Source organism: Asticcacaulis sp. (assembly GCF_051954415.1).
Classification (GTDB): Bacteria; Pseudomonadota; Alphaproteobacteria; order Caulobacterales; family Caulobacteraceae; genus Asticcacaulis.
Genome location: NZ_JBQCHT010000036.1, coordinates 1 through 22,257, shown reverse-complemented (window position 1 = coordinate 22,257; position 22,257 = coordinate 1). Strand labels below are relative to the sequence as shown.

The 22,257-nt window shown below is 60.4% G+C and carries 22 protein-coding genes; 13 read left to right on the top strand and 9 right to left on the bottom strand.

Annotation, left to right across the window (positions count from 1 at the left end; genetic code table 11):
• Positions 1-101: 101 nt before the first annotated feature.
• Both ACTHND_RS13935 and ACTHND_RS13930 read right to left on the bottom strand, forming a co-directional pair.
• Complete coding sequence (locus ACTHND_RS13935) at positions 102-1,244, bottom strand: GNAT family N-acetyltransferase (protein ID WP_440178557.1); 1,143 nt, start codon at positions 1,242-1,244, stop codon at positions 102-104.
• Between the two features lie 46 nt (positions 1,245-1,290).
• Entirely contained in the window at positions 1,291-1,758 is a 468-nt protein-coding gene (locus tag ACTHND_RS13930) for a RidA family protein (protein ID WP_440178556.1), read from the bottom strand.
• Positions 1,759-2,004: 246 nt separating this feature from the next.
• Here ACTHND_RS13930 and ACTHND_RS13925 point away from each other — a divergent pair, with 246 nt between their 5' ends.
• From ACTHND_RS13925 to ACTHND_RS13915, 3 genes are all read left to right on the top strand, one after another.
• A complete protein-coding gene (locus tag ACTHND_RS13925; RefSeq protein WP_440178554.1) occupies positions 2,005-2,373 on the top strand; it encodes a response regulator in 369 nt (122 codons plus the stop codon).
• 9 nt (positions 2,374-2,382) lie between these two features.
• The gene (locus ACTHND_RS13920; RefSeq protein WP_440178552.1) at positions 2,383-3,756 is read left to right on the top strand and encodes a PleD family two-component system response regulator; all 1,374 of its coding nucleotides are present in this window, start codon (positions 2,383-2,385) and stop codon (positions 3,754-3,756) included.
• A gap of 103 nt (positions 3,757-3,859) precedes the next feature.
• The gene (locus tag ACTHND_RS13915) at positions 3,860-4,048 is read left to right on the top strand and encodes a hypothetical protein (protein ID WP_440178551.1); all 189 of its coding nucleotides are present in this window, start codon (positions 3,860-3,862) and stop codon (positions 4,046-4,048) included.
• 48 nt (positions 4,049-4,096) lie between these two features.
• Here the strand turns inward: ACTHND_RS13915 and rpmG are convergent, their stop codons facing one another.
• Complete coding sequence (gene rpmG, locus ACTHND_RS13910; RefSeq protein WP_018079812.1) at positions 4,097-4,264, bottom strand: 50S ribosomal protein L33; 168 nt, start codon at positions 4,262-4,264, stop codon at positions 4,097-4,099.
• 213 nt (positions 4,265-4,477) lie between these two features.
• Here rpmG and ACTHND_RS13905 point away from each other — a divergent pair, with 213 nt between their 5' ends.
• On the top strand, positions 4,478-5,059 hold the full coding sequence (locus ACTHND_RS13905; RefSeq protein ID WP_440178550.1) for a hypothetical protein: 582 nt from the start codon (positions 4,478-4,480) through the stop codon (positions 5,057-5,059).
• Between the two features lie 211 nt (positions 5,060-5,270).
• On the opposite strand, the gene rnr is transcribed toward ACTHND_RS13905, so the two are convergent.
• Together rnr and ACTHND_RS13895 are read right to left on the bottom strand one after the other, a co-directional pair.
• Positions 5,271-7,664: a ribonuclease R gene (gene rnr / locus ACTHND_RS13900; protein ID WP_440178549.1), complete on the bottom strand. Its 2,394-nt coding sequence runs from the start codon at positions 7,662-7,664 to the stop codon at positions 5,271-5,273.
• A gap of 51 nt (positions 7,665-7,715) precedes the next feature.
• Positions 7,716-8,186, bottom strand: a complete 471-nt coding sequence (locus tag ACTHND_RS13895) for a response regulator (RefSeq protein ID WP_440178548.1) — start codon at positions 8,184-8,186, stop codon at positions 7,716-7,718.
• Positions 8,187-8,414: 228 nt separating this feature from the next.
• On the opposite strand from ACTHND_RS13895, the gene ACTHND_RS13890 reads away from it, so the two are divergent.
• Together ACTHND_RS13890 and ACTHND_RS13885 are read left to right on the top strand one after the other, a co-directional pair.
• Positions 8,415-9,872: a sensor histidine kinase gene (locus ACTHND_RS13890; RefSeq protein WP_440178547.1), complete on the top strand. Its 1,458-nt coding sequence runs from the start codon at positions 8,415-8,417 to the stop codon at positions 9,870-9,872.
• A gap of 23 nt (positions 9,873-9,895) precedes the next feature.
• Complete coding sequence (locus ACTHND_RS13885) at positions 9,896-10,351, top strand: response regulator (protein WP_440178546.1); 456 nt, start codon at positions 9,896-9,898, stop codon at positions 10,349-10,351.
• Positions 10,352-10,354: 3 nt separating this feature from the next.
• Here the strand turns inward: ACTHND_RS13885 and ACTHND_RS13880 are convergent, their stop codons facing one another.
• Positions 10,355-11,050, bottom strand: a complete 696-nt coding sequence (locus ACTHND_RS13880; protein WP_440178545.1) for a DUF1345 domain-containing protein — start codon at positions 11,048-11,050, stop codon at positions 10,355-10,357.
• A 97-nt stretch (positions 11,051-11,147) separates the two neighbouring features.
• Here ACTHND_RS13880 and ACTHND_RS13875 point away from each other — a divergent pair, with 97 nt between their 5' ends.
• The 5 genes from ACTHND_RS13875 (at position 11,148) to ACTHND_RS13855 (ending at position 16,358) form a co-directional block, all read left to right on the top strand.
• Positions 11,148-11,597 carry an SRPBCC family protein gene (locus ACTHND_RS13875; protein WP_440178544.1) on the top strand — a complete coding sequence of 150 codons (450 nt, stop codon included), beginning with the start codon at positions 11,148-11,150 and terminating at the stop codon, positions 11,595-11,597.
• Between the two features lie 98 nt (positions 11,598-11,695).
• Positions 11,696-13,783: a prolyl oligopeptidase family serine peptidase gene (locus ACTHND_RS13870; RefSeq protein WP_440178543.1), complete on the top strand. Its 2,088-nt coding sequence runs from the start codon at positions 11,696-11,698 to the stop codon at positions 13,781-13,783.
• Positions 13,780-14,715, top strand: a complete 936-nt coding sequence (gene bla / locus ACTHND_RS13865; RefSeq protein ID WP_440178542.1) for a class A beta-lactamase — start codon at positions 13,780-13,782, stop codon at positions 14,713-14,715. Before ACTHND_RS13870 ends, bla begins: the two co-directional genes overlap by 4 nt.
• A gap of 2 nt (positions 14,716-14,717) precedes the next feature.
• Positions 14,718-15,641 carry a glutaminase gene (locus ACTHND_RS13860; RefSeq protein ID WP_440178541.1) on the top strand — a complete coding sequence of 308 codons (924 nt, stop codon included), beginning with the start codon at positions 14,718-14,720 and terminating at the stop codon, positions 15,639-15,641.
• A gap of 114 nt (positions 15,642-15,755) precedes the next feature.
• Positions 15,756-16,358 (top strand): hypothetical protein, encoded by a 603-nt coding sequence (locus ACTHND_RS13855; RefSeq protein ID WP_440178540.1) that lies wholly within the window; start codon positions 15,756-15,758, stop codon positions 16,356-16,358.
• A gap of 57 nt (positions 16,359-16,415) precedes the next feature.
• Here the strand turns inward: ACTHND_RS13855 and ACTHND_RS13850 are convergent, their stop codons facing one another.
• Together ACTHND_RS13850 and ACTHND_RS13845 are read right to left on the bottom strand one after the other, a co-directional pair.
• Positions 16,416-17,801 carry a protein adenylyltransferase SelO gene (locus ACTHND_RS13850; RefSeq protein WP_440178538.1) on the bottom strand — a complete coding sequence of 462 codons (1,386 nt, stop codon included), beginning with the start codon at positions 17,799-17,801 and terminating at the stop codon, positions 16,416-16,418.
• Complete coding sequence (locus tag ACTHND_RS13845; protein ID WP_440178537.1) at positions 17,801-18,172, bottom strand: cystatin domain-containing protein; 372 nt, start codon at positions 18,170-18,172, stop codon at positions 17,801-17,803. The genes ACTHND_RS13850 and ACTHND_RS13845 overlap by 1 nt, the downstream gene beginning before the upstream one ends.
• 56 nt (positions 18,173-18,228) lie before the next feature.
• On the opposite strand from ACTHND_RS13845, the gene nhaA reads away from it, so the two are divergent.
• Positions 18,229-19,428, top strand: a complete 1,200-nt coding sequence (gene nhaA, locus ACTHND_RS13840) for a Na+/H+ antiporter NhaA (protein ID WP_440178536.1) — start codon at positions 18,229-18,231, stop codon at positions 19,426-19,428.
• On the opposite strand, the gene ACTHND_RS13835 is transcribed toward nhaA, so the two are convergent.
• The gene (locus ACTHND_RS13835; RefSeq protein WP_440178535.1) at positions 19,425-21,230 is read right to left on the bottom strand and encodes a long-chain-acyl-CoA synthetase; all 1,806 of its coding nucleotides are present in this window, start codon (positions 21,228-21,230) and stop codon (positions 19,425-19,427) included. The two genes, nhaA and ACTHND_RS13835, sit on opposite strands and share 4 nt — an antisense overlap.
• Before the next feature lie 207 nt (positions 21,231-21,437).
• Between ACTHND_RS13835 and ACTHND_RS13830 the strand changes: the two genes are divergently transcribed.
• Positions 21,438-21,875 carry a glycine zipper domain-containing protein gene (locus ACTHND_RS13830; protein ID WP_440178534.1) on the top strand — a complete coding sequence of 146 codons (438 nt, stop codon included), beginning with the start codon at positions 21,438-21,440 and terminating at the stop codon, positions 21,873-21,875.
• Positions 21,876-22,257: the final 382 nt, after the last annotated feature.

Below are 22,257 nucleotides of genomic sequence, written 5' to 3'. Positions count from 1 at the left end.
GGAAGCTCTTTCGAAAGAAGGCTTTCGATTTCGCTCTCTGTACGACCTTCTATCTTCTCAAGAAAACAGCATCTCATAGTTTACGTTCCATAGTCCGGTCTTCATATCCCCTTTTTGAACGGCGAAGCTTCTTCCGTCAGCAGCAACATCTGTTCCGCCACGGCCTCGCGTTCGCGCACCAGGTAAGCCTCCACCGGTGCGCGCAGGCGCTTGTCGCGGATATAGTGCGCCGAATAGACGGGATTGGGCAGGTAACCGCGCGACAGCTTGTGCTCGCCCTGGGTGCCGGCCTCCACCCGTTTCAGCCCGCGCGCAATGGCGAAATCGATGGCCTGATAATAGCAGACCTCGAAATGCAGGAAGGGGATATCGACCAGCGCGCCCCATTGCCGGCCATAGAGGGTATCGTCACCGATAAAGTTGATCGCGCCGGCCACGGCCTTGCCGCCCTCATAGGCAAAGATTAGCGCCATCTGGCTGGCCATGGTTTCACGAATACGGCTGAAGAAGGCCCGCGTCAGATAGGGGCGTCCGGTGCCCCATTTGCGATCATAGGTATTTTCGATAAAGCCGTAGAAGCGATCGAGATGCGCTTCTGTGATCTCGTCGCCGACGATCCATTTCAGGTCAACCGTTGACTGAACGTCGCGCCGTTCGCGCCGGATGACCTTGCGGCGGTTGGAAGAGAGGGCGGCCAGGAAATCGTCAAACGCCGCATAGCCGCTGTTTTCCCACCAGAATTGCTGGTCTTGGCGTTGCAGCAGGCCCATCTCGCCCATCATTTGCCACTCGTCCTCGCGCGGGAAGGTGATATGCAGCGAGGACAGCTTATTGGTTTCACACAGCGATATAGCCGCCTGCACCAGCGCCTGACGGACCTCCGGATCGGGCGAGAGCAGGCGGGCGCCCGTCACCGGCGTAAACGGAATGGCGCCTTGCAGCTTGGGATAATAGTCGCCGCCGGCCTGCTCATAGGCCCGCGCCCACGACTGGTCGAAGACATATTCGCCCATCGAATGGTATTTGACATAGAGCGGCATCACGCCCCGGACGGCGCCGCCTTCATCGCTCAGCGAGATATGTACGGGCTGCCAGCCGCTGGCCTGGTCAACGCAACCTGTGGCCTCAAGCGCTTCGAGATAGGCGTATGAAGTGAAGGGGTTATCGTCGTCCCTTAAGCCATTCCATGCGCTTTCGCCGATCTCGGCAATTCGGTTATACAGCTTCAAGCTAAGGTCGGTCATGACGGCTATATGGGCATCACTTGTGAAATAGCCATCACGCGCAACCCTACCGGCGATCCGTCACTTCGATGAAGGCGTCGATCTCGACCGCGAAGCCTAGCGGGATCTTGTACATGCCGACGGCCGAGCGGGCGTGCTTGCCGGCATCGCCAAGGGCCGCCACCATCAGGTCGGAACAGCCATTGATCACCTGGGGGATATTGTAGAATTCCGGCCCGGCCTGGACGAAGGCATTTAGCTTGATCACGCGGACCACATTGTCGAGATCGCCGGCAGCGGCCTTCATCTGGGCCAGCAGGTTGATGGCGCACAGGCGGGCCGCTTCCACGCCCTGTTCCACCGTCACATCCACGCCGACCGTGCCCTTGATGCCGCCGCTGGCGTCATTGGAAAGCTGGCCGGAGATATGGACGTGATTCCCGGTGCGGACGAAGGGCACATAGTTGGCGACGGGCGCGGTGGGGACTGGCAGGGTTAGCCCTAAGGCGCGCAGACGGTCTTCACTTTTCGACATGAGGGAAAATCCTGAAATTATAACGGGTTGGCGCCTGTAGCGGCGCTGGCTGGCACGGGTTATAGCCGATTTGCAATGACTTCGGCCACCCCCATCTTTACCTTTTGTTACCTTCCCCTTCACCGGAGCTTAAGAGAGTCCGTGTAGGTTGTCAGCAGCAAAAGCCTTGGCGCGCACAGCGACCGATTCGGCAGGAATACGTGATGGGTACGGGGTCAGAGAGCTGACATGTTTGAAGGTTTGGGTATGAATCAAAAGAAAGTTCTCATTGTTGAGGACAACGAACTCAACATGAAACTGTTTCACGACCTGCTCGACGCGCAGGGCTATGAAACCTTCCAGACGGGCGAGGGCCTGTCCGCGCTCACCCTTGCCCGCGAACACCGCCCCGATCTGATCCTGATGGATATCCAGTTACCGGAAATCTCCGGCCTGGAAGTTACCAAATGGCTGAAGGAAGACGACGAGCTGTCGCACATTCCGGTGGTGGCCGTGACCGCCTTCGCCATGAAGGGCGATGAGGAACGCATCCGTGAAGGCGGTTGCGAAGCCTATATTTCCAAGCCGATTTCCGTCACCCATTTCCTCGATACGGTTCGCCGTTACCTGGGCTAGGGGGCGCCGATGACCGCCCGTGTCCTGATCGTCGACGACATCGCCGCCAATGTGCGCCTGCTCCAGGCCAAGCTGGAAGCGGAATATTATGATACCCTGACGGCGCCCAATGGCCGCATCGCCATCGAAATGGCGATTGCGGAACAGCCGGATATCATTCTGCTCGATGTCATGATGCCGGAAATCGACGGCTATGAGGTCTGCCGTCAACTAAAAGAAAAGCCTGAGACGCGCCATATTCCCATTATCCTGATCACGGCGCTCGATGGCCGTGAGGATCGCCTGTCTGGCCTGGAAGCGGGTGCTGACGATTTCCTGACCAAGCCGGTCGATGACGTCGTTCTGCTGGCGCGTTTACGGGCCCTGGTGCGTCTGAAACAGATGGTCGATGACCTGCGCGCCCGTGAGTCGTCTTCGCGCCGCGCCGGCCTGAGCGACGAGGCACTATACGACCGCCAGATTTCGGCCACCGGCAATGTGCTGATCCTCGATGACAATATCCGCCAGGCCGAGCGCCTGATGCTTCAGTTGGGCGAAGACCACCGCTGCGCCTATGAAACCGACCCGGTAAAGGCGCTGAAGATCGCCGCCGGCCGCGTCGATCTGGTCGTTCTCAACCTGACGGCCAAGGCGTTCGATCCCCTGCGCTGGGTGGCGCACCTGCGCACCCATGAAGCCACGCGCCAGCGGCCGGTCCTGGCCATCATCAATGCCGATGAACGCAAAACCATGCTCAAGGCGCTGGAACTGGGCGTCAATGATGTGGTGCCACGCCCGGTCGATGTGCTGGAACTGCGCGCCCGCGCCCGCACCCAGATCAAACGCAAGCGCTATGGCGATTTCCTGCGCAATACACTGGATCGCTCGCTGGAACTGGCGATCACCGATCCGCTGACCCACCTGAACAACCGCCGTTTCCTCGATCACCATCTCAACCTGGCCATGGCCCGTCATAATCGCGGTGCGGCCGAAGACGTGGTGTCGGTGCTGATGCTCGATATCGACTTCTTCAAGCGCGTCAACGACACCTATGGCCATGATGCCGGCGATGAAGTGATCCGCGAATTTGCCCGCCGCCTGAGCCTCAATGTCCGCGCCATAGATATGCCTTGCCGTTTCGGCGGCGAGGAATTCGTGGTGCTGATGCCGGGGACGGATCAGACGGACGCCCTGCATATCGCCGAACGGGTCCGCTCGCAGGTGGCTGATACGCCATTTGCCCTGGCGGATGGGCGCCGGCTGGATGTCACGGTGTCGGTGGGCGTCGCCACTTCGCGCGGCGTTGGGGATTCACCGGAAAGCCTGCTCAAGCGGGCGGACGAGGGGGTCTACGAGGCCAAGCAGTCCGGCCGTAATCGCGTGATTGTCAGGGCCGCGGCTTAAGTCTGTTTGAAGAAAACCACGGATAAGACACGGATGAGGCGCTTTGCGCCTCTGCACGGATCAACACGGATTTCAGTGTATTTTACAGACGACTGTGACCCTGATGAACAGCCTGTTCGACGGTAAAGCCTTCATTTTAAAGCCTTGCAAAACCTTTCAAGCGTCATTGATCCGCGATATCCATGCAGCTCATGAAATCCGTGACTTATCCGTGGTTAACTTAAAAACCGCAAATACCAGACGCAAAAAAGCCGCGCCGAGTATAGGGGGAACTCAGGCGCGGCTTCCTTAAAAGCCCTCCGGCGGGGGGATGCCGAAGGACAAACACAGCAAAGGCAGATTACTTAATCTTGCCTTCCTTGAATTCGACGTGCTTGCGCACGACCGGATCGTACTTCTTCAGCACCATCTTTTCGGTCTTCGTGCGGGCGTTCTTCTTCGTCACGTAGAAGAAGCCGGTGTCCGCCGTCGAGTTCAGGCGGATCTTGATGGAGGCTGGCTTTGCCATGACTTAAAGTCCTTAAGGTTCGGGTGCGGACCAAAAACAACCGTCATGGAACGCAAATAAACGAGAGGGGCGGAAAATACTCACAGAACGTCATAAGTCAATGGACAAATGACGTGAAAGAAGCGTTTTTTCGCTGTCAGACCGGCATAGACGCATTTTTGCCGTTAAGGTCAAGCTATCTGCGCGCCACTTTGCTGTTTTCGGGACAAATCCATGAAACGACTTCTCACCGCCGGTCTTGTTGTCTCCGGACTGATTCTGGCCCAAATTCTGGCAGCGCCGGCTTTCGCCGCCGACAAGCCCACCGGCTACCAGTCATCCGCGCCCCTAAGCCTGAGCGCGGCCGCTGGCGAGACCAATACGGCGAAGTCCGATCCGCTGACCGATGTCACCCGCGTAGACCTTGTGGTGCGCCTGAAATGTGCCGATGACAACTGTACCACGGCAGCCTTCGGCCTGTCGATCGATGACGAGGCCGGGGAGGCGGCGGCCCTGACCTTTACCGCCACCGAGGACGGCAAGTTGCAGGCCAAGGTCACCAAGGTCGGCGGCACCGGCGAGGAAGCGGTTCAGAGCTATCAGATGTCGCCTAAACCGGGTGATGATTTCGACCTGCGTATCCACTGGAACAACGGCAACCGCGTCACCTTCGATCTCTATGGCCGCAACCCGGTCACCGGTTTGGAAACCATGGAAAGCCACGACATCCAGCTCGATTCCGCGATCAAACAGCTCTCCATGCGCGCCTCCGGCGGCGACCTGACCCTGGAAAAGCAGAGCTATACGTTCCGCTGAAAGGATACTCCGCGCAGCGAAAAAGCCAGCGTGTTCGTCCGCCAGCGATAGCGGTAGCGTGTGATGATCCTGAACATCTGCGTCATCTGTGGATCAAAAACAAACTTCCACGCCCGCTCCGGCGACAGCAGGAAGTGGTATCCACAGATGACACAGATATTCCTGGCCGCTTCACGCTACCGCTATCGTCCGAGGTCAAGGCAGGCAAAGCCTACCGCTTCTTCTTTTTCTTCATGTTCTTGACGCCGTGCTTTGGCCCGCCGGACTTTATCGTCTTGTCGCGGAAGCCGGCCTTTTTGGGGCCCTTTCCGCGCGTCTGGTAGCCCGGACCCCGGCCGCGCACGCCCAGGCGGGGTTTTGGCGCATTGGGATCGGCGGCTTCCGGCTCGCTCAGCATTTTAAACACCAGCCCGCCGGTGATCGGCATGGCCTCGGTCAGTTCCACCTCGATCTGCCGGCCGAGGCGCCAGCGCTCGCCGCTGCGCTCGCCGATCAGGGCGTGCTGCACATCATCATGGACGAAGTAGTCATTGCCCAAGGAGGAGACCGGGATGATCCCGTCGGCGCCGGTATCGGTCAGCTTCACGAACAGCCCGAAGCGCGTCACGCCGACGATCCGGCCCGCGAAGGTGGCGCCCACCTTGTCGTGCAGGAAGGCCGCCACATAGCGCTCGATGGCCTCGCGCTCGGCCTGCATGGACCGACGCTCGGTGGCGGTGATGTGCTCGGCGGTATCGGCCAGGGTCTTGATCTCGTAGTCGGTCAGGCCGTCATCGCCCAGTTTCAACGCCCGGATCAGGCCGCGATGCACGATCAGGTCGGCATAGCGGCGGATCGGCGAGGTGAAGTGGGCATAGTTATCGAGATTGAGGCCGAAGTGGCCGTAGTTTTCCGGTGAATAGTGCGCCTGCATCTGGGTGCGCAGCACCACCTCATTGATGATCTCGGCGTGCGGACCTTCCTTCTGGCTGTCGAGCAGGGCATTGAAGCGTTCCGTGCGTGGCGGCTCGCCCTTGTTCCAGGGCAGGCCAATCGTTTGCAGAAAGTCGGCCAGATTGCTGACCTTCTCCAGCGAAGGCGTTTCGTGGACGCGGTAGATCAGCGGCGTCTTGTGCTTTTGCAGTTCCTCGGCCGCGCTGACATTGGCCTGGATCATCATCTCCTCGATCAGTTGCATGGCGTCGAGCGAGACGCGTTGTTCGATGGAAACGACATTGCCGTCCGCGTCCAGTTTTACGCGGCGTTCCGGCGAGGTGATGTGCAGCGGCTGGCGCACCGTGCGCCCACGCGTCAGGCAGGCATGGGCCGCCCACAGGGGCTTCAGCAGGGCATCGAGGATCGGGCCGGTCTTGTCGTCCGGATTGCCGTCGATGGCGGCCTGGGCCTGCTCGTAAGAGAGCTTGGCGGCCGATCGCATCAGGCCGCGCACGAATTTGTGGCCGATCTTCTTGCCGGCGGCATTGAAGACCATACGAACGGCCAGGGTCGCGCGGTTCTCGCCTTCCTGCAAGCTGCACAGGCCGGAGGAAAGGACGTGCGGCAGCATCGGTTCGACGCGGTCAGGGAAATAGGTCGAATTCCCCTTGTCACGGGCGTCGCGGTCGAGCGACGAACCGGAGGTGACGTAAGAGGCCACATCGGCGATGGCCACCCAGACGACATGACCGTCCGGATTGGCCGGGTCGTCATCGGCGTGGGCATAGACGGCGTCGTCGTGGTCCTTGGCATCCACCGGGTCGATGGTGACGAAGGGCAGGTCGCGCAGGTCGGTGCGCTTGCCAAGTGTCGGTGGTTCGGCGGTTTTCGCCTCGTCCTCAGTGCTCGACTGGAAGCCGATCGGCAGGCCGTGGCTGTGGATGGCCATGACCGAAGCGATCTTCGGGCTGTCCTCCTTGCCGATGACCTCCAGCACGCGTGCGGGCTTCGGGCCATATTTATGCACGCCACCGACCGGCGCGGCGATCACCACGTCGCCGTCTTCCAGCGTATCGAGATTGCCGCCGGTAAGCGTAAAACTCGACTTTTCCTTGCGATTGACCGATTCCAGCCGGTATTCCCTTGGCCCCTTGCGTGAGCGGCCGATCCGCACCACGCCGACCAGCTTGGGTGCGCCCTGGTCGAGCACCTTGATCAGATGGGCGACCCAGCCGTCCGAGGTCTGCTCGAAGCGGACATAGATGCGGTCGCCCATGGCCGGCGGCGTCTGGGCGGCCGAAGGTTTCAGGGGCGCGAGGCGGGCGAGCGGCGACGGGTTCTTCGGGTCGGTCTTGCCCCACTTAACCCATAACTCGCCGTCGATATCGCGCTCGACTACCTCGCAGACGCCGGTATCGGGCAGGGCGCCGATCGCCCCAAAAGATTTGCGGCCGCTCTTGTGCAGTCTGCCTTCCTCGCTGAGCGCCTTGAGCCGTTGGCGCAATGCCCGGCGGTCATCGCCCTTGAGACCGAACTGTTTCGCCAGGTCGCCGACATCGATCTCGCGCGAAGCCGCCAGGGCGTCGAGCAGGGTCTGGTCGTCAGGCAAACCTCTGGAAGGCCGGGATGCGACAGGCTTCTGAAGATGAGGGGCTTTGGCGGCGCGCGGAATGCGGGGGAGCTTTGTCATTGCCCCTAATGTAAGCGAGACTCAAACGGGACACCATCCCCCACAAAAGATTTAGCTGTAGGCCGGCGGCGGCTGGTCGGGCGGCAACTGCATCAGGGTGAACCAGTACTGCTCTATGCACGTCACTATATCGTCATAGGTTTCGGCATCCAGCGGCTTGGTGATGTAGCCATTGGCATGGTGGTCGTAGCTGTCGGTAATATCCATGTCGGCGCTGGAACTCGACAGCACGATCACCGGTATGCGCTTGAAGTCCGGGTCTTCCTTGACGGTTTGCAGGAAGTCCTGGCCGTGCATGTGCGGCAGGTTGAGATCGAGCAGGATCAGGTCCGGACGGGCGGCCTCGGCATGTTCGCCTTCGCGGCGCAGGATGCTCAGGCCCTTTTCGCCGGTCTCCGCCACCACGATGTCGCTGGCCAGGTTGGCGCGCTTGAAGGCTCGCCGGGTGAGCACGGCATCACCGCGGTTATCCTCGACCAGCAATACCTGTGCGGTGCGCGCCCTGTCTGCGATCCGGCTCATGCGACTCTGTCCTCCCCAGTCCAGTTTGGCCGAAGGTGTCTGATTTTTGACGGCCCCGCAAGCGGTAATCCATTAACTTTGTGCATTCAAAATCAAGACTTACCCTCGCGGGGCTCTTTGGTGTAAACCTGTTTTTTAAACGCAAGGCCGGGCGTTCATGTTATGAAGGCGCGGGAATAAGGCCGGGGAAAGACGTTGGGCGACATCCATCACAGCGTGGGCACCTTCATGCCATACGGAGCAGGTTTCCTGTGGCAGCCGGGCATATTGTGGCTGCATGTGCTGTCCGACCTCGGCATCGGACTTTCCGCCTTCGGGATGGGCTGGGCGCTTTTGTATATCCGCACGAAGCGCCGCGACCTGACCATGCGCAATCTCTACATGATCTTCGCGGTCCTGAGCGGACTGACGGGGATACTGGCGCTCGGTGATATCTGGCTGATCTGGCACGCCGATTACCTGGCATCGGGTCTGTTCCGGCTCGTCTATGCCGGCGTTTCACTGTGGTGCCTGGTAGCGGTTCTGCTCACCGTGCCGCGCGCCCTGACCCAGCCCAGCCCGCAGCAGCTTTCCCAGGCCAATGAGGCCCTGGAAAGCCTCTACCGGCAGAGCGAGGAAGCCAGCCGGGCGGTGATCGACAATGTGCTGGACGGCGTCATCACCATTGACGAGCACGATCGGATCCGCAGTTTCAATGCCGCCTGCGAAGACATGTTCGGTTATCAGGCCAGTGAAGTGATCGGCCGGCCCATTTCGCTGCTGATGCCCGACCCGACCTATACCGAGCATGACCGTTATGTCAGCGAGTACCTGCCGATCGATGCCGGCGCGCGGGCCGTACAGGCGCGGCGCAAGGACGGCACGACCTTTTCCGCCGATCTTTCGGTCAGCGCCTTCGATGTCGACGGCAAGCCGCACTATACCGGCATCATCCGCGATATTACCAAGGCCAAGCAGGCCGAGGCGGCACGCCAGAAACTGCTGAAACGCCTGACCGATTCCAATACCGAGCTGGAACGCTTCGCCTATGTTGCCTCGCACGACATGCAGGAACCCCTGCGCATGGTGCTCAATTTCAGCCAGATCATCGCCCATGACTATGCCGACAAGCTGGACGATGACGGCCGCGAGTACCTGAAGATCATCGGCGATTCGGCCGGGCGGATGCGCGACATGGTCCAGGATCTGCTCGAATATGCCCGGCTCGACAAGGACAGCGGACGTTACGACAAGGTCGATCTGCGCGTTGAGCTGGCCCATGTGCTGGAAAACCTGCGCACCCTGACGAAGGAAAGCCAGGCGGTCATCACCTATGATCCGCTGCCAGTCATCTGCGGCAATGGCGTGCAACTGATGCGCCTGATGCAGAATCTGATCGCCAACGCCATCAAGTACCAGAAACCGCGGCGATTGCCAGTCGTCCATATTGGCTGTGAGGACGATGGCGACGACTGGCGGATATCCGTGCGCGACAACGGCATGGGCATAGAAGACGCCTTTATAGACCAGATATTCGAACCCTTCCGGCGGTTGCATAGCTGGGAAGGCATACAGGGCTCCGGCCTGGGCCTGTCGGTGTGCCGGAAAATCGTCGAAAGCCACGGTGGTCGCATCTGGGCGGTTTCCGAACCGGATATCGGCAGTACTTTCTTTTTCACCATTCCGAAAAATCCGAAATCCGGGTAAGCTGCGCATCTGGGAGATAGACGATGGCCAATCTGCTTATTCGGGAAGGGCGTCCGGCCGAGATCATGTTGGTCGAGGACAATCGCGGAGACGCTCTGCTGGCGGCGCGCGCCTTCCGCCAGGCCGAGATCGAGAACAACCTGACCGTGGCCGAGACCGGTGAGAAGGCCCTGGCCATGCTGCGACGGGAAGGCGAACATGCCGGTCTCAGCCTGCCGGACATCATCCTGCTTGACCTCAACCTGCCGATGATGAGCGGCAAGGACGTGCTGGCGGAGATCAAGACTGACAACGTGCTGCGCCATATACCGGTGATTATCCTGTCCAGTTCGTCGGCGCCGCCGGATATTGCCGGCAGCTACGGGCTCCACGCCAATGCCTATATCGTCAAGCCGTTCAACCTGGAAAACTTCAGCGACGTGGTGCGCTCCATCGAGCAGTTCTTCTTTGTGCTCGCCGTTCTGCCGACGCCGGAATAGGGGCTATTTCGAGATCAGCGAAGCCGCGATATTGATCGTCAGGGCCAGGACGGTGGCGTTGAACAGATAGGCCGAAACGCAGTGGATCAGGCCGATTCGCCGCATATCGGTGGTGGCGAAATCAACATCGGCCGTCTGACCGGACGTGCCGATCACAAAGGCGAAATAGAGAAAGTCCATATAGTGCGGCGCATCCGTACCCGGAAATATCAGTCCGGCCTTGCCTTTATTGCGCGGTAGTTCGGCATAATAGCCGTGCGCATAGTGAAAGGTGAAGGCGAGGTGGATATAGGTCCACGAACTCATGAGGGTCAGGCCGGAAAGGGCGATATGCCACGCTTTCGCCGGATTGCTGACGGTCTGCGTGGTCGCCAGTTCGCCAACGATGGCGACGAAGCTCAATATGACGGCCAGGATCGATACCAGCAGAATCACCCCTTCGCCGTCGTCGTAAAGGTGCGCATGGCTTTTCAGGGTCTCATGATTCGCCGTCATCATGGCGTGCAGCGAGATGAGTATATAAAATACGGCGAAGCTGTTCCAGGCGACCAGAGATGCCGTGATACCGTTCAGCGGCGTCAGGAACAGGCAGCCGGCCAGAACGGCAAGCCCCACGGCGACAGACAGGAGCAATTGCGGCTTGTGGCGCAGATAGCGAATGACATGAAGGTCGAGGAAGCCGGTTTTTGCGGGTGTCATGAGACTCTAAAGACTTGTCAGTTGGCCGGCCTATGTTAGGCTCTTTGATCCGGCGTTTGTCAATTTTACCTTATCCGGGGAGGAACAGGGTCCGTTCATGGCGATCAGTTTTCAGCATGGTATCGATTTGCCGCAATCCCCGCATCAGGTGTTCACGCTTCTGGCCGATTATTCAAAAGTACCGCTCTGGCTCAAGCGCTGCGAAGGCGTGGCCAAGCAGGGTTCTGGCCCCAACAAGGTCGGCGACAAGCTGCGTTATGCCTATTGCGAGGGCGGCCGCCACGGCCTGATGGATGGGGTGATCACGGCCTATGAAGAAGACCGTCATATGGCCTACCGCTATTATGACAAAATGATGCAGGTCATTGTCGAATTCCGCATGGAGCCCAATGGTGAAGGCACGCGCCTGACACACCATATCGACATCACGCCGCATAGCTTCATGGCCAAGCTGATGTCGCCGATGTTCAAAATGAAGCTGCCGAAACAGACCATCCAGACCATGGAAAACATCCGTGCCCTGCTGGCTAAGGAAGCGGTGCCGTAACATTAAAATTCGGCAATGTTTCTGCTCCGACGCTCGACAAGTCCGTCAAAGGGGTCTTTAACACATACCAACTCGTAACAAACGACACAGGTTGGTCCATGTTCCTCAAATCCAAATTCACGGCTGTCTTGCTGGCCGGTTCGGTTTCTCTGATGGCGCTCTGTGGTGCGGCTCACGCGGCTCCGCTGACCTATAGCGAAATGATCAAGCTCGACCGGATCAATAGCTTCAAGCTTGATCCGACCGGCCGTTATGCTGTTCTCAGTATCCGCGTCACCGATATGGACAAGAACAAGGGCGTTAACTCGATCTGGCTGAAGGACCTGACCCAGCCGACCAAGGCGGAAGTGAAGCTGGCCGTTTCCGAAGGCGGCGCCTCGAATGCGCAGTTCGGCCCGGATGGCAGCATCTATTTCATCTCCGGCCGCGGCGAGGGCGGCACCGACCAGGTATGGAAGACTGATCTGATCGGCGCAGCCACCATGCAGGTGACGAATCTGCCGCTCGACGTGCAGGCCTACCAGATCACCCCGGACGGCAAGGGGATTGTCGTTGGCCTCGCCGTCTTCCCCGAATGCAAGGGCCAGGAGATCGCCTGCACCGTTCAAAAGCAGACCGATCGCAAGGCCGACAAGTCCTCCGGCACGGTCTATGACAAGATCTTCGTCCGCCACTGGGACACCTGGGCCGATGGCACGCGCAACCACCTGTTCTATGTGCCGATGGCGGGCGGCGATGCCGTGGCCCTGACCGACGGCTATGACGGGGATGTGCCTTCCAAGCCCTATGGCGACGAAGGAGACTACACGATTAGCCCGGATTCGAAGACGGTCTGGTTCTCGGCGCGTGAGGCCGGTAAGTCCGAGCCGTGGAGCACCAATTTCGACATCTACTCGGTGCCGGTCACCGGCGGCGCGCTGACCGACCACACGACCGATAACAAGGCCTGGGATGGCACCCCGCGGGTCTCGCCGGATGGCAAGACCGTCGCCTATCTGGCCATGAAGCGCCCCGGCTTCGAGGCAGATCGCTTTGGCATCATGCTGATGGGCGAAGACGGAAAGGCCCGCGAACTGGCACCAGACTGGGATCGCTCGGTCGCCGGGATGCAGTGGTCGAAGGACGGCAAGAGCCTGCTGGTCGATGCCGATGACGTCGGCAAGCACATCCTCTTCCGTGTCGACGTCAAGACCGGCAAGGTGACGCCGCTGACGAAGAATGGCCACACCAGTTCTTACGCCGAGACCCCGCGCGGGATGGTCTTCCTGCAGGACAGCCTGAACCGGCCCTCGACCTTTTATCAGGCCAAGCCGAAGGCTGCGTTTATCGATGAGGGCGCCACCAACCTGACGCAGTTCGACTCGGTGCTCGACGGCCTGACCACCGGCCAGTACGAGCAGTTTAGCTTCAAGGGCTGGAACAACGAGGACGTCCACGGCTACGTCATCAAGCCGGTGGGCTATGAAGAGGGCAAGTCCTATCCGGTCGCCTTCCTGATCCACGGCGGGCCGCAGGGCTCCTTCGGCGACGGCTGGTCCTATCGCTGGAACCCGCAGACCTACGCCGGCGCCGGTTACGCGGTGGTGATGATCGATTTCCACGGCTCGACCGGCTACGGCCAGGCCTTCGAGGATGCCATCTCGCAACACTGGGGCGATCGCCCGCTCGAAGACCTGCAAAAGGGCTGGGCCTATGCGCTCGACAAGTACAAGTTCCTCAACGGCGACAAAGCCTGTGCACTTGGCGCTTCCTATGGCGGCTTCATGGTCAACTGGATCGCCGGGAACTGGAAGCAACCCTGGAAGTGTCTCGTCTCGCACGATGGTGTCTTCGACTCGCGTATGATGGGCTATTCCACCGAGGAACTGTGGTTTGAGGAATGGGAGCAGGGCGGCATGATCTATGACGACCCGGCGAAGTATGACACCTTCAACCCGGCGCTTCATGCCAAGGACTGGTCGGTGCCGATGCTGATCGTCCATTCCGACAAGGACTACCGCATCCCGGTCGAGCAGGGCATCGGCGCCTTCACGGCGCTCCAGCGCCAGGGCATCGAGTCCGAGTTCCTGCGCTTCCCTGATGAAAACCACTGGGTGCTGAAGCCGGCCAATTCGCTGAAGTGGCATGACACGGTGTTCAACTGGCTGGATACGCATATCGGTGCCAAGTCGGAAGGTGCAAAATGATCTCGCGGCGCGGTCTCATCCTCAGTGGCGGGGCCGCGCTGGCGCTCGCTGGCTGTTCTGAAAAAGTGACGCAGGCGCTCGGGTTTGCCCAACGCATGATAGAAATCCAGAAGCGTCATGGCGGCCGGGTCGGGGTATCCGCCCTGACGGGCACGGCCACCGCCAATGCCGAAGCCAATGGCTCTTTGAGCATGCAGTCGACCGAGCGTTTCGCCATGTGCTCGACCTTCAAATGGGTGCTGGCGGCGGCCATCCTGCAACAGGTCGATCAGGGCAAGCTCAAGGTCGCGGACCTCATCAAGTATGACAAGAAAGACCTGCTTGAATATGCACCGGTCACCTCCATGCACGCCGCCAAAGGCGAAATGACCATTGGCGACCTGTGTTCGGCAGCGGTTTCGCTCAGTGACAATACGGCCGCGAACCTGCTGCTGCCGCTGATCGGCGGTCCGGCCGGCCTGACCGCCTTTGTGCGTCGTCTCGGCGATACCGTCACGCGTTTCGACCGCACCGAGCCTGCGCTCAACAGCAATATCGACGGTGACGCGCAGGATACCACGACGCCGGAAGCGATGAGTACCCTGCTGCGAACCGTCTTTACCGGCACCGGGCTCCAGCCGCAAAGCCTGAGCCTGCTCAAGGACTGGATGGTCGCCACGACCACCGGCAATGCCCGCATCCGCGCCGGCGTGCCGAAAGGCGCGGTGGTGGCCGACAAGACCGGCACCGGCGCCAACAACGCCACCAATGATGTCGGTGTTATCTGGCTGCCCAATAAGCCACCGGTCTTCCTGTCTATCTATACCTCCGGCGGCACGCTCGATGCCGATGGCCGCAATTCGGTCATCGCCGACATTACGAAACTGGTTTTTGACACGCTGAGCTTTGTCGAAACACTGGACACAGCGGACGCATCCAGCGCATCGTCCTGAGCATGAAATCAGGCGTTTCGATAGACGACGTGCTGGCCGAGGTGGCGCTGATGGTCAGGCCGCAGTTCGGCAAGGGGCGGCCGGCGGACTATATCCCGCAACTGGCCGGCATCGATCCCGGCAAGTTCGGCATGGCCGTCTGCACCGTGTCCGGTGGCGAGCATGTCATAGGCGATGCCGACGAGACCTTTTCGGCGCAATCGATCACCAAGCTGTTCGCGCTGGGCCTGGCGTTGAATCAGATCGGCGACGAGGTGTGGACCCGTGTCGGCAAGGAGCCTTCGGGCACGCCGTTCAACTTCCTCTCCCAGCTTGAATACGAGCAGGGCGTGCCGCGCAATCCCTTTGTCAATGCCGGCGCCCTGGCCATCACCGATATCCTGCTCGATACGGTCAAGGCGCCGGAACTGCTGGTGCGCGATTTTATCGGCATGTTGAGCGGCTCGCGGCTTGAGATCGATGCGGCGGTGGCGCAAAGCGAGATTGACACCGCCCACAAGAACCGCGCCATCGCCAATCTGATGCGTGGCGCCGGCACCATAACACACGCGGTCGAGGCAGTGATTGCCGCCTATTGCCGTCAGTGCGCCATCACCCTCTCGTGCCGGCAACTGGCGCGCGCCGCCCTGCCGCTGGCGGCCGATGGCTTCTCACCCATCGCCGAAGAGACCATCTTCCCATCACGCCTGACCCGCCGGCTGAACGCGCTGTTGCTCACCTGCGGCACCTATGACAGCGTCGGCTCCTTTGCCTATCGCGTCGGACTGCCGGCGAAAAGCGGCGTCGGCGGCGGTATCCTGGCGGTGGTGCCGGGACAGGCGACCATCGCCGTCTGGTCGCCGGAACTGGATAAATTCGGTTCCAGCGTGGTCGGTACGGCGGCGCTGGAATATTTCGCGCAACTGACCAACTGTTCCGTCCTGTAACTTTGCCAAACCTTTATGGCTGGCCCCGCCATCGGGATGCCAATCTTACAGAGGCGCGCCTAAACTCCCCTGACATCTGAGGACATCCGCGGACCAGGCGATCAGGAGACTCCCATGCCCAGAAACTACAATATCAACGACAACACCGGCGGCACCAATATGGTTGGCCGCGCCTACACGCCCCAGGTTGCCCCGTGGAATCGGGATGATGACGATGTCAGTGTCCAGCGCAGCCTGAGAGATGACGCCCAGGAATGGCGCGACCGTCGTGACCTCCGCAGGGATGAACGCCCGCTGGACCGCGACTATGATTATCGCAACCGTGACCGTTATGACCGCCAGGCGGATGCCTACTACCGCCGCGACCTGGTTCCGGGTTATGGCGATGACCGCGCCGGATACAGCGCCGATCAGGAGCGCGAGGACCGTCATCGCGCCGGACATCGCAGACACTGGGAAAACCGTGAACCCGATTATCGTTACCAGTTTAATGACTACCGCCGTGTCGACGAAGAAGATATGCGACGCGAGAACCTGGCGCGGCACCGTGACGATCACTCCGGTTACCAGCGGGGAAATGACCGTGGCGGCTGGATGAGCCGCGAGCATTCTGATTACGGCCGCGAGGATTATGACCGTGACCGCTACAATGACCGCGAGCGCTACTATGCCCGCGACGACGAAGACCGCAACCGGGGGCGCTGGAACCGCCGCTGACACCCTTGAGAGGGCAAGCCGAAAAGACGCCGGATGGAGCTTTCCTCCGGCGTTCTTTTACCATGCCAATGCCTGCCGGTAGGTTTCCGTGGCGGCCAGTTTGGCGTCGAAGAGCGACCAGTCGTCTTCCAGGGCGATCTGCGCCCAGATGGCCTCGATCTCGTCGATCAGCAGGGTTTCCGGATCGGCCTGCCTGAAGCGCGGATGATCAAGCTTTTCCGGTGCGGCAGCATCATAGGTTTTCAGCAGGTTATGGAAGGCAGTGAAGGCGGCGCCGGCATAGCTTTTGGCGCGCGGACCGGAAAGGGCGCGCGTTTCGCTCATACAGCCGCCGAACCAGTCATAAAACAGACCCTCGAAACTGCCGTCGCTGCGCAGGGTGGCAAGGAAGGCGTAGAGCGTGGCCACCAGTGGCGCATTGTCTGGTTTTGGCCGGATATTCAACCGCCGGCAGATGGCCAGGCCCAGTTCCTGTTCGTAGCGCACATTGAACGCGTTGAAACTGGTGATCAGCGGCTCAGGTTCGATGAGCAGTGTCAGGCAGCGGCCCAACTGGCCGAGGTTCCACAGCACCGCATCTGGCTGGCGGCCATAGGCATAAAGGCCGGTATGGTCGAAATAGGCGGCGGTAAAGTTCGGATCGTAATAAGGCAGGAAGCGGTAAGGGCCATAATCGAAGCTCTCGCCGGTGATGTTCATATTGTCGGTATTGAGCACGCCGTGGACAAAGCCGGCGGCCATCCAGCGCGCGGTGAGTTGGGCGGCCAGTGTTACCACTGAGTTGAAGAGGGTGGCCGTATCGTTACAGTCTGGATAGTAATTGGCCAGGACGAAGGCGACGAGATCGCGCAGGGTCTCGACCTCGTTGCGGTAGGCCAGGCGCTCGAAGGTGCCGAAGCGGATATGGCTGTGGCTCAGGCGGACCAGCACCGATGACCGCGTGGGGGATGGCTCGTCGCCGCGCACCAGTGGCTCGCCGGTCTCGATCAGCGAAAAGGACTTCGAGGTCGGCACGCCGAGCGCCTCCAGCATAGCGGTGGCCAGCACCTCACGCACGCCGCCTTTCAGGGTCAGCCGGCCGTCACCGCCGCGCGAATACGGCGTCTTGCCGGAGCCCTTGGTGCCGAGATCGAGGAGGCGGTCCTGATTGTCCAGCAGTTGCGCGAACAGGAAGCCACGGCCATCGCCGAGATCGGGATTATACTGGCGGAACTGGTGGCCATGATAACGCAGGGCCAGCGGGATCGGCTGGTTGTCAGGCAAAGGCTGGAAGCGGCCAAAATGGGCGATCCAGTCGGCATCGCTCAGGTGTTCCAGTCCCACCGATTGCGCTGCCCGTTGGTTGCGGTAGCGCAGGATTGTCTGCGGAAAATCGGCCGCGGTTACAGGATCATGCAGGGCGAGCGCACTCTGCGCCAGGCGGGGGGCGGGCTGGTAATCCATCAGTTGCAGGTCTTCACATCCTGCCAGGAGGTCAGTTGGTAAGTCTGGTTCAGGTCGCGGAAGACCCTGGCGGCGACAAAGCGGCCGTGGGTGAAAAGGCCGACCTTTTTCGTCTTGACCCGCAGGCACAGACTGTAATTGACGCCGGCGACCACCTGCCGACGGGCGGTCACGATTTCGGTCAGGGTATAGGGTTTGGGTGCGGCGGAAACCGCGAAATCTGCGGCGGCTTTTATGTCCGGGTCATCGACCGGCGCGGTCTGGTATCCGCCGACGATCGGCGGTGTGGGTTCAGCCGGGGTATGGGCGCAGGCCATGGACGCGGCCATCAGCAAGGCTGGAAAAATCAGAGGCAGGCGCGGTAATATCATGGTTTTGGCATCCGGTTTTGCTTGGATATAACGCCTGCGGCTGTTAGAAATCCATCATGAAAATGACTGCGCCCCAAAACATAGTCCTGAACAAGTCCCTGCTGGAATTCCTCAGAACCGAGGCCGGTTCCGGCACGGTCCTGGCCCTCTGCGCCGTGGTGGCGGTGGTCTGGGCCAACTCGCCCTTCGCGCAAAGCTATTTCGGCTTTATCCATCACCATTTCACCCTGTCCGTTCCTGGCTGGAGCCTCGATGAAAGCGTTCTTGAATGGACCAAGGAAGGGCTGATGGCCATCTTCTTCTTCATTGTCGGGCTCGAAATCAAATACGAGATTTTCCGCGGTGAACTGTCCAGCCCGCAGAAACTGGCCCTACCGGTGATTGCGGCCATCGGCGGTATGGTGGTGCCGGCTTTTGTATATGCCGGGATCAACCTCCTGCCGGGCGGCGACCTGCGTGGCTGGTCGGTGCCCATGGCCACCGATATCGCCTTTGCCCTGGCCATACTGGGGCTGGTGGGGAAAAGCCTGCCGGCATCGCTGCGTGTTTTCCTCCTGACCCTGGCAATTGTCGATGACCTCGGCGCGGTCTTGGTCATCGGCATATTTTACAGCCACGGCTTCCAGGTGGGATATCTGGCGGCGGTGGCGGGGCTGCTGGCCGTCATGGCGGCGGTGAAGCTGATCAGCCGGTCGCCCGTCGTGCTTTACACGCTTTACGCGGTCCTGTTCGTGCTGATCTGGGCGATGAGCATCAAGTCGGGGCTAGGGCCGTCCCTGGTCGCGGTCATGGCCGCCTTCTGCGTGACGCTCGATCCTGGCAGGAACGGCGAACCCGTGCTGAAACACGTGCTGCATTATGTCCACCCTTACGTCGCCTTCGGCATCCTGCCGTTCTTTGCCTTTACGGCTTCCGGTTTTTCACTGGCCGGCGCCGGGCTGGACAGCCTGACCGATCCGCGCTTTCTTGGCGTCACCCTGGGCCTCTTCGCCGGCAAGCAACTGGGCATCTTTTTCGCCGCCTGGCTGGCCATGCGCCTGAAACTGGCCGCCATGCCGGAAGGGGCGACCGCCTGGCAGCTTTACGGCGTCTGCCTCTTGTGCGGCATCGGTTTCACCATGAGCCTCTATCTCGGCGCCCTGGCTTTCCCGGCGGGTGATGACGCGGCCCAGATCGCCGTCAAGTCGGGCGTAGTCCTGGGCTCGCTGCTGTCAGGCTGCGCGGGGGCTTTCTGGCTGTCGCGGAAGGCAGTCTAAAGCCGAAGCTTGCCTGAGGTGATATCTTCGATCATCTCCGCCGTCAGCGGCACATAGTCGTCGCCATGGCAGACATAGATCGGGTCGGTGGTCTGCGTGATGTCGTAGCCCACCTTGATCAGGTCCATCTTCTTGTACTTGAAGGTGCCGGTGGTCTCGACATCATGCAGCATCCGCACGAATTTCGGCCGGGCCCATACCGGCAGCTTTGAATCGACAAAGTTCTTGAACACTTTCAGGTCGAAGCCTTCGCGGGCGATGATCGCCGCCATGCCGGCCTTGCCGTCGTGGTTCGGCACCGGCACGCCATAGATGATGGCTTCTTCGACGCCGGGCGCTGCGGCAGAATATTCCGCCACTTCCGATGTCGAGACGTTTTCGCCCTTCCAGCGGAAGGTGTCGCCGATGCGGTCGATGAAATAGAGATAGCCGGCCTTGTCCTGGCGCATCAGGTCGCCGGTGCGGAACCACTGGTCGCCTTTCTTGAAGACATCGGTCAGGATCTTCTTCTGCGAAGCCGCCTTGTCGGCATAGCCGGAATAGGCGTGACGGGCGTCCCCGGCGATCTGGCCGATGGCCTCACCGATCTCGCCCGGCTTGCATTCATAGCACAGGCCATTGGGTTGACGGTCGGGCATTTCGCTTTCCAAATCAAAGCGGACCAGCCGGACGTTGAAGCTCTTCTTGAGCATTTTCGGCACGCGGGCAATGGCGCCGGAATGGCCATCGAGGTTGAACAGCGACACATTGCCTTCGGTCGAGCCGTAGAACTCCATTACCTCTTTAATACGGAAGCGCGACTTGAAATGGTCCCAGACCTCCGGCCGCATCCCGTTGCCGAAGGCCATGCGCACCTTGTGCTTGGTTTCATCATCCGGATTGGGCGCCGGCGGCGAATTGACCAGATAGCGGCACAGTTCACCAATATAGACGATATGGGTGATGCCCTCGGCGCGGACATCGCTCCAGAACTGGCTGGCGGAAAACTTGCGCTTCAGCACCACGCCGGCGCCATTGAGCAGGGCGGCGCCTACGGCGCACAGCCCGCCGGTGGCATGGTAAAGCGGCAGGACGCAATAGACCTTTTCGTTCGGCTTCATCTGCGTCAGGCCGGCGAACGCCTTCATGTAGAGCTGGGCGCGGGCATTGGAGATCTTCGCCGCCTTGGGCAGGCCGGTGGTGCCGGAGGTATAGATATAGAGTGCGACATTATGGGCGGTCAGTCCGCTGCGGAAGGCACGATCGGGGCGGACAGAGGAGACGCCCTTCAGCGCAGAATCGAGGCTGCGGCAGTTCTCGGTCTCGCTCTCGCGCGGCAAATCGAGCACCCACAGGGCCTGGTGACGCTCTATCTGGCTTTCGATCTCCTGGAAGGCGACGCGCGTTGTCTGGTCGACAATGGTCAGGCTGGCCACCGAGATATTTATGCAGTGGGCGAGGCCGGCACCCGTCAGCGAATTGTTGATCAGGGCAGTGATGACGCCGATCTTGTTGAAGCCCAGCCAGATGGCCAGATAATCGAGCCGGTTGGGCAGAAAAAGGGCCACCGTATCGCCGGCTTTCAGACCGCGCTGGCGGCCCCAGTGGGCATAGCGGTTGGCCATGGTATCAAGCTGCTGGTAGGTGAGGGACTTGCCCTCGAACTTGACCGCCAGGTTATTCGGCCATTTCGTCGCCACGGCTTCGAAGTCGTCGCACACCAGGTCGTGCGAGTCGGGATTGACCGGCTTGACCCATTTCAGGATGCGCAGCAGGCGCTTCATGAAGATGAAATCACGCTTGATATTGGCGGCAAGACCCATGCGCTTAAGCTCCCGGTACATTCGCTCTAGGCGTTTACTATAGAGGATAACCTATAGCCGAATCGTTACCGGTAAAGCGCAAATTCGTGTCGGGCGTTATTTTCTCTGACGCAGCCGTAACGGAAAGCCAGGATGTTATGTCATGCAAATACCACAATGTTTTCCGATAGCTCGCCGCCAATAGCCAATTTTCGCATGGAGTTTCTCATGTTTTCCTCCCTCAAGGTTTTCGCCCTGGCCGCTGGCGCCTTTTCGCTGATCGCGGGTGCGGCGGCCCCGCTGACTGCCTCGGCTCAGAGCTATGACGGCTACTGCTACGTCAAGAAGTCGGACCTGGCGGGCAAGGACGCCGCCATCGGCGCCGTGGCGGGCGGTATCGCCGGCAATCTGCTCGGCAAGAAGGGCGACAAGACCAAATCGACCGTGGTCGGCGCGGCCGTAGGTGGCGCGGCAGGTTATGTCATCGGCAAGAACTCGCACGAGAAAGTGCGCTGCCGCGGCGCCAACTATTATGTCTACACCAAGGGCTATTATGAGCCTAAGCCGCGCGCCGATCACAAGGTGGTCTATTTCGAGGACCGCCCGGCGGGCATGAACTACTACTATATCTCGAAGGGCAAGGTGCGCAGCTATCGCGGCCACTGAGCAGGGTCACGGACCCTGCACCCTTAAGTCAGATGTGCTTTTGGGCCCTTTCGCGGACACGCGGAAGGGCCTGTGCTTTTTTAATCTCCCCCTCTTGGAGGGGGAGATTGGAAATTGCGGTCAGCAATTTTCAAGAGGGGGTAAAGGCCAAGGGGGGCACGAAGCGCCGGAAGGGGCATTGTTTGGCCGAACTGACAAGAGCTTTTCTCCTCCCTACGCAGTGGGGAGGGGGACCGCGAAGCGGTGGAGGGGCGCCCCACCGTCAATTGCTACCCAAAAGCCACCTCCCCATTGGCATGGGGAGGCGAAGTAACGGCGGCCCGGTTTTACATTCGCCCGCCGCTGCCTTTTCTGCCACGAAGGCGGCGCGATAATGGGCGTA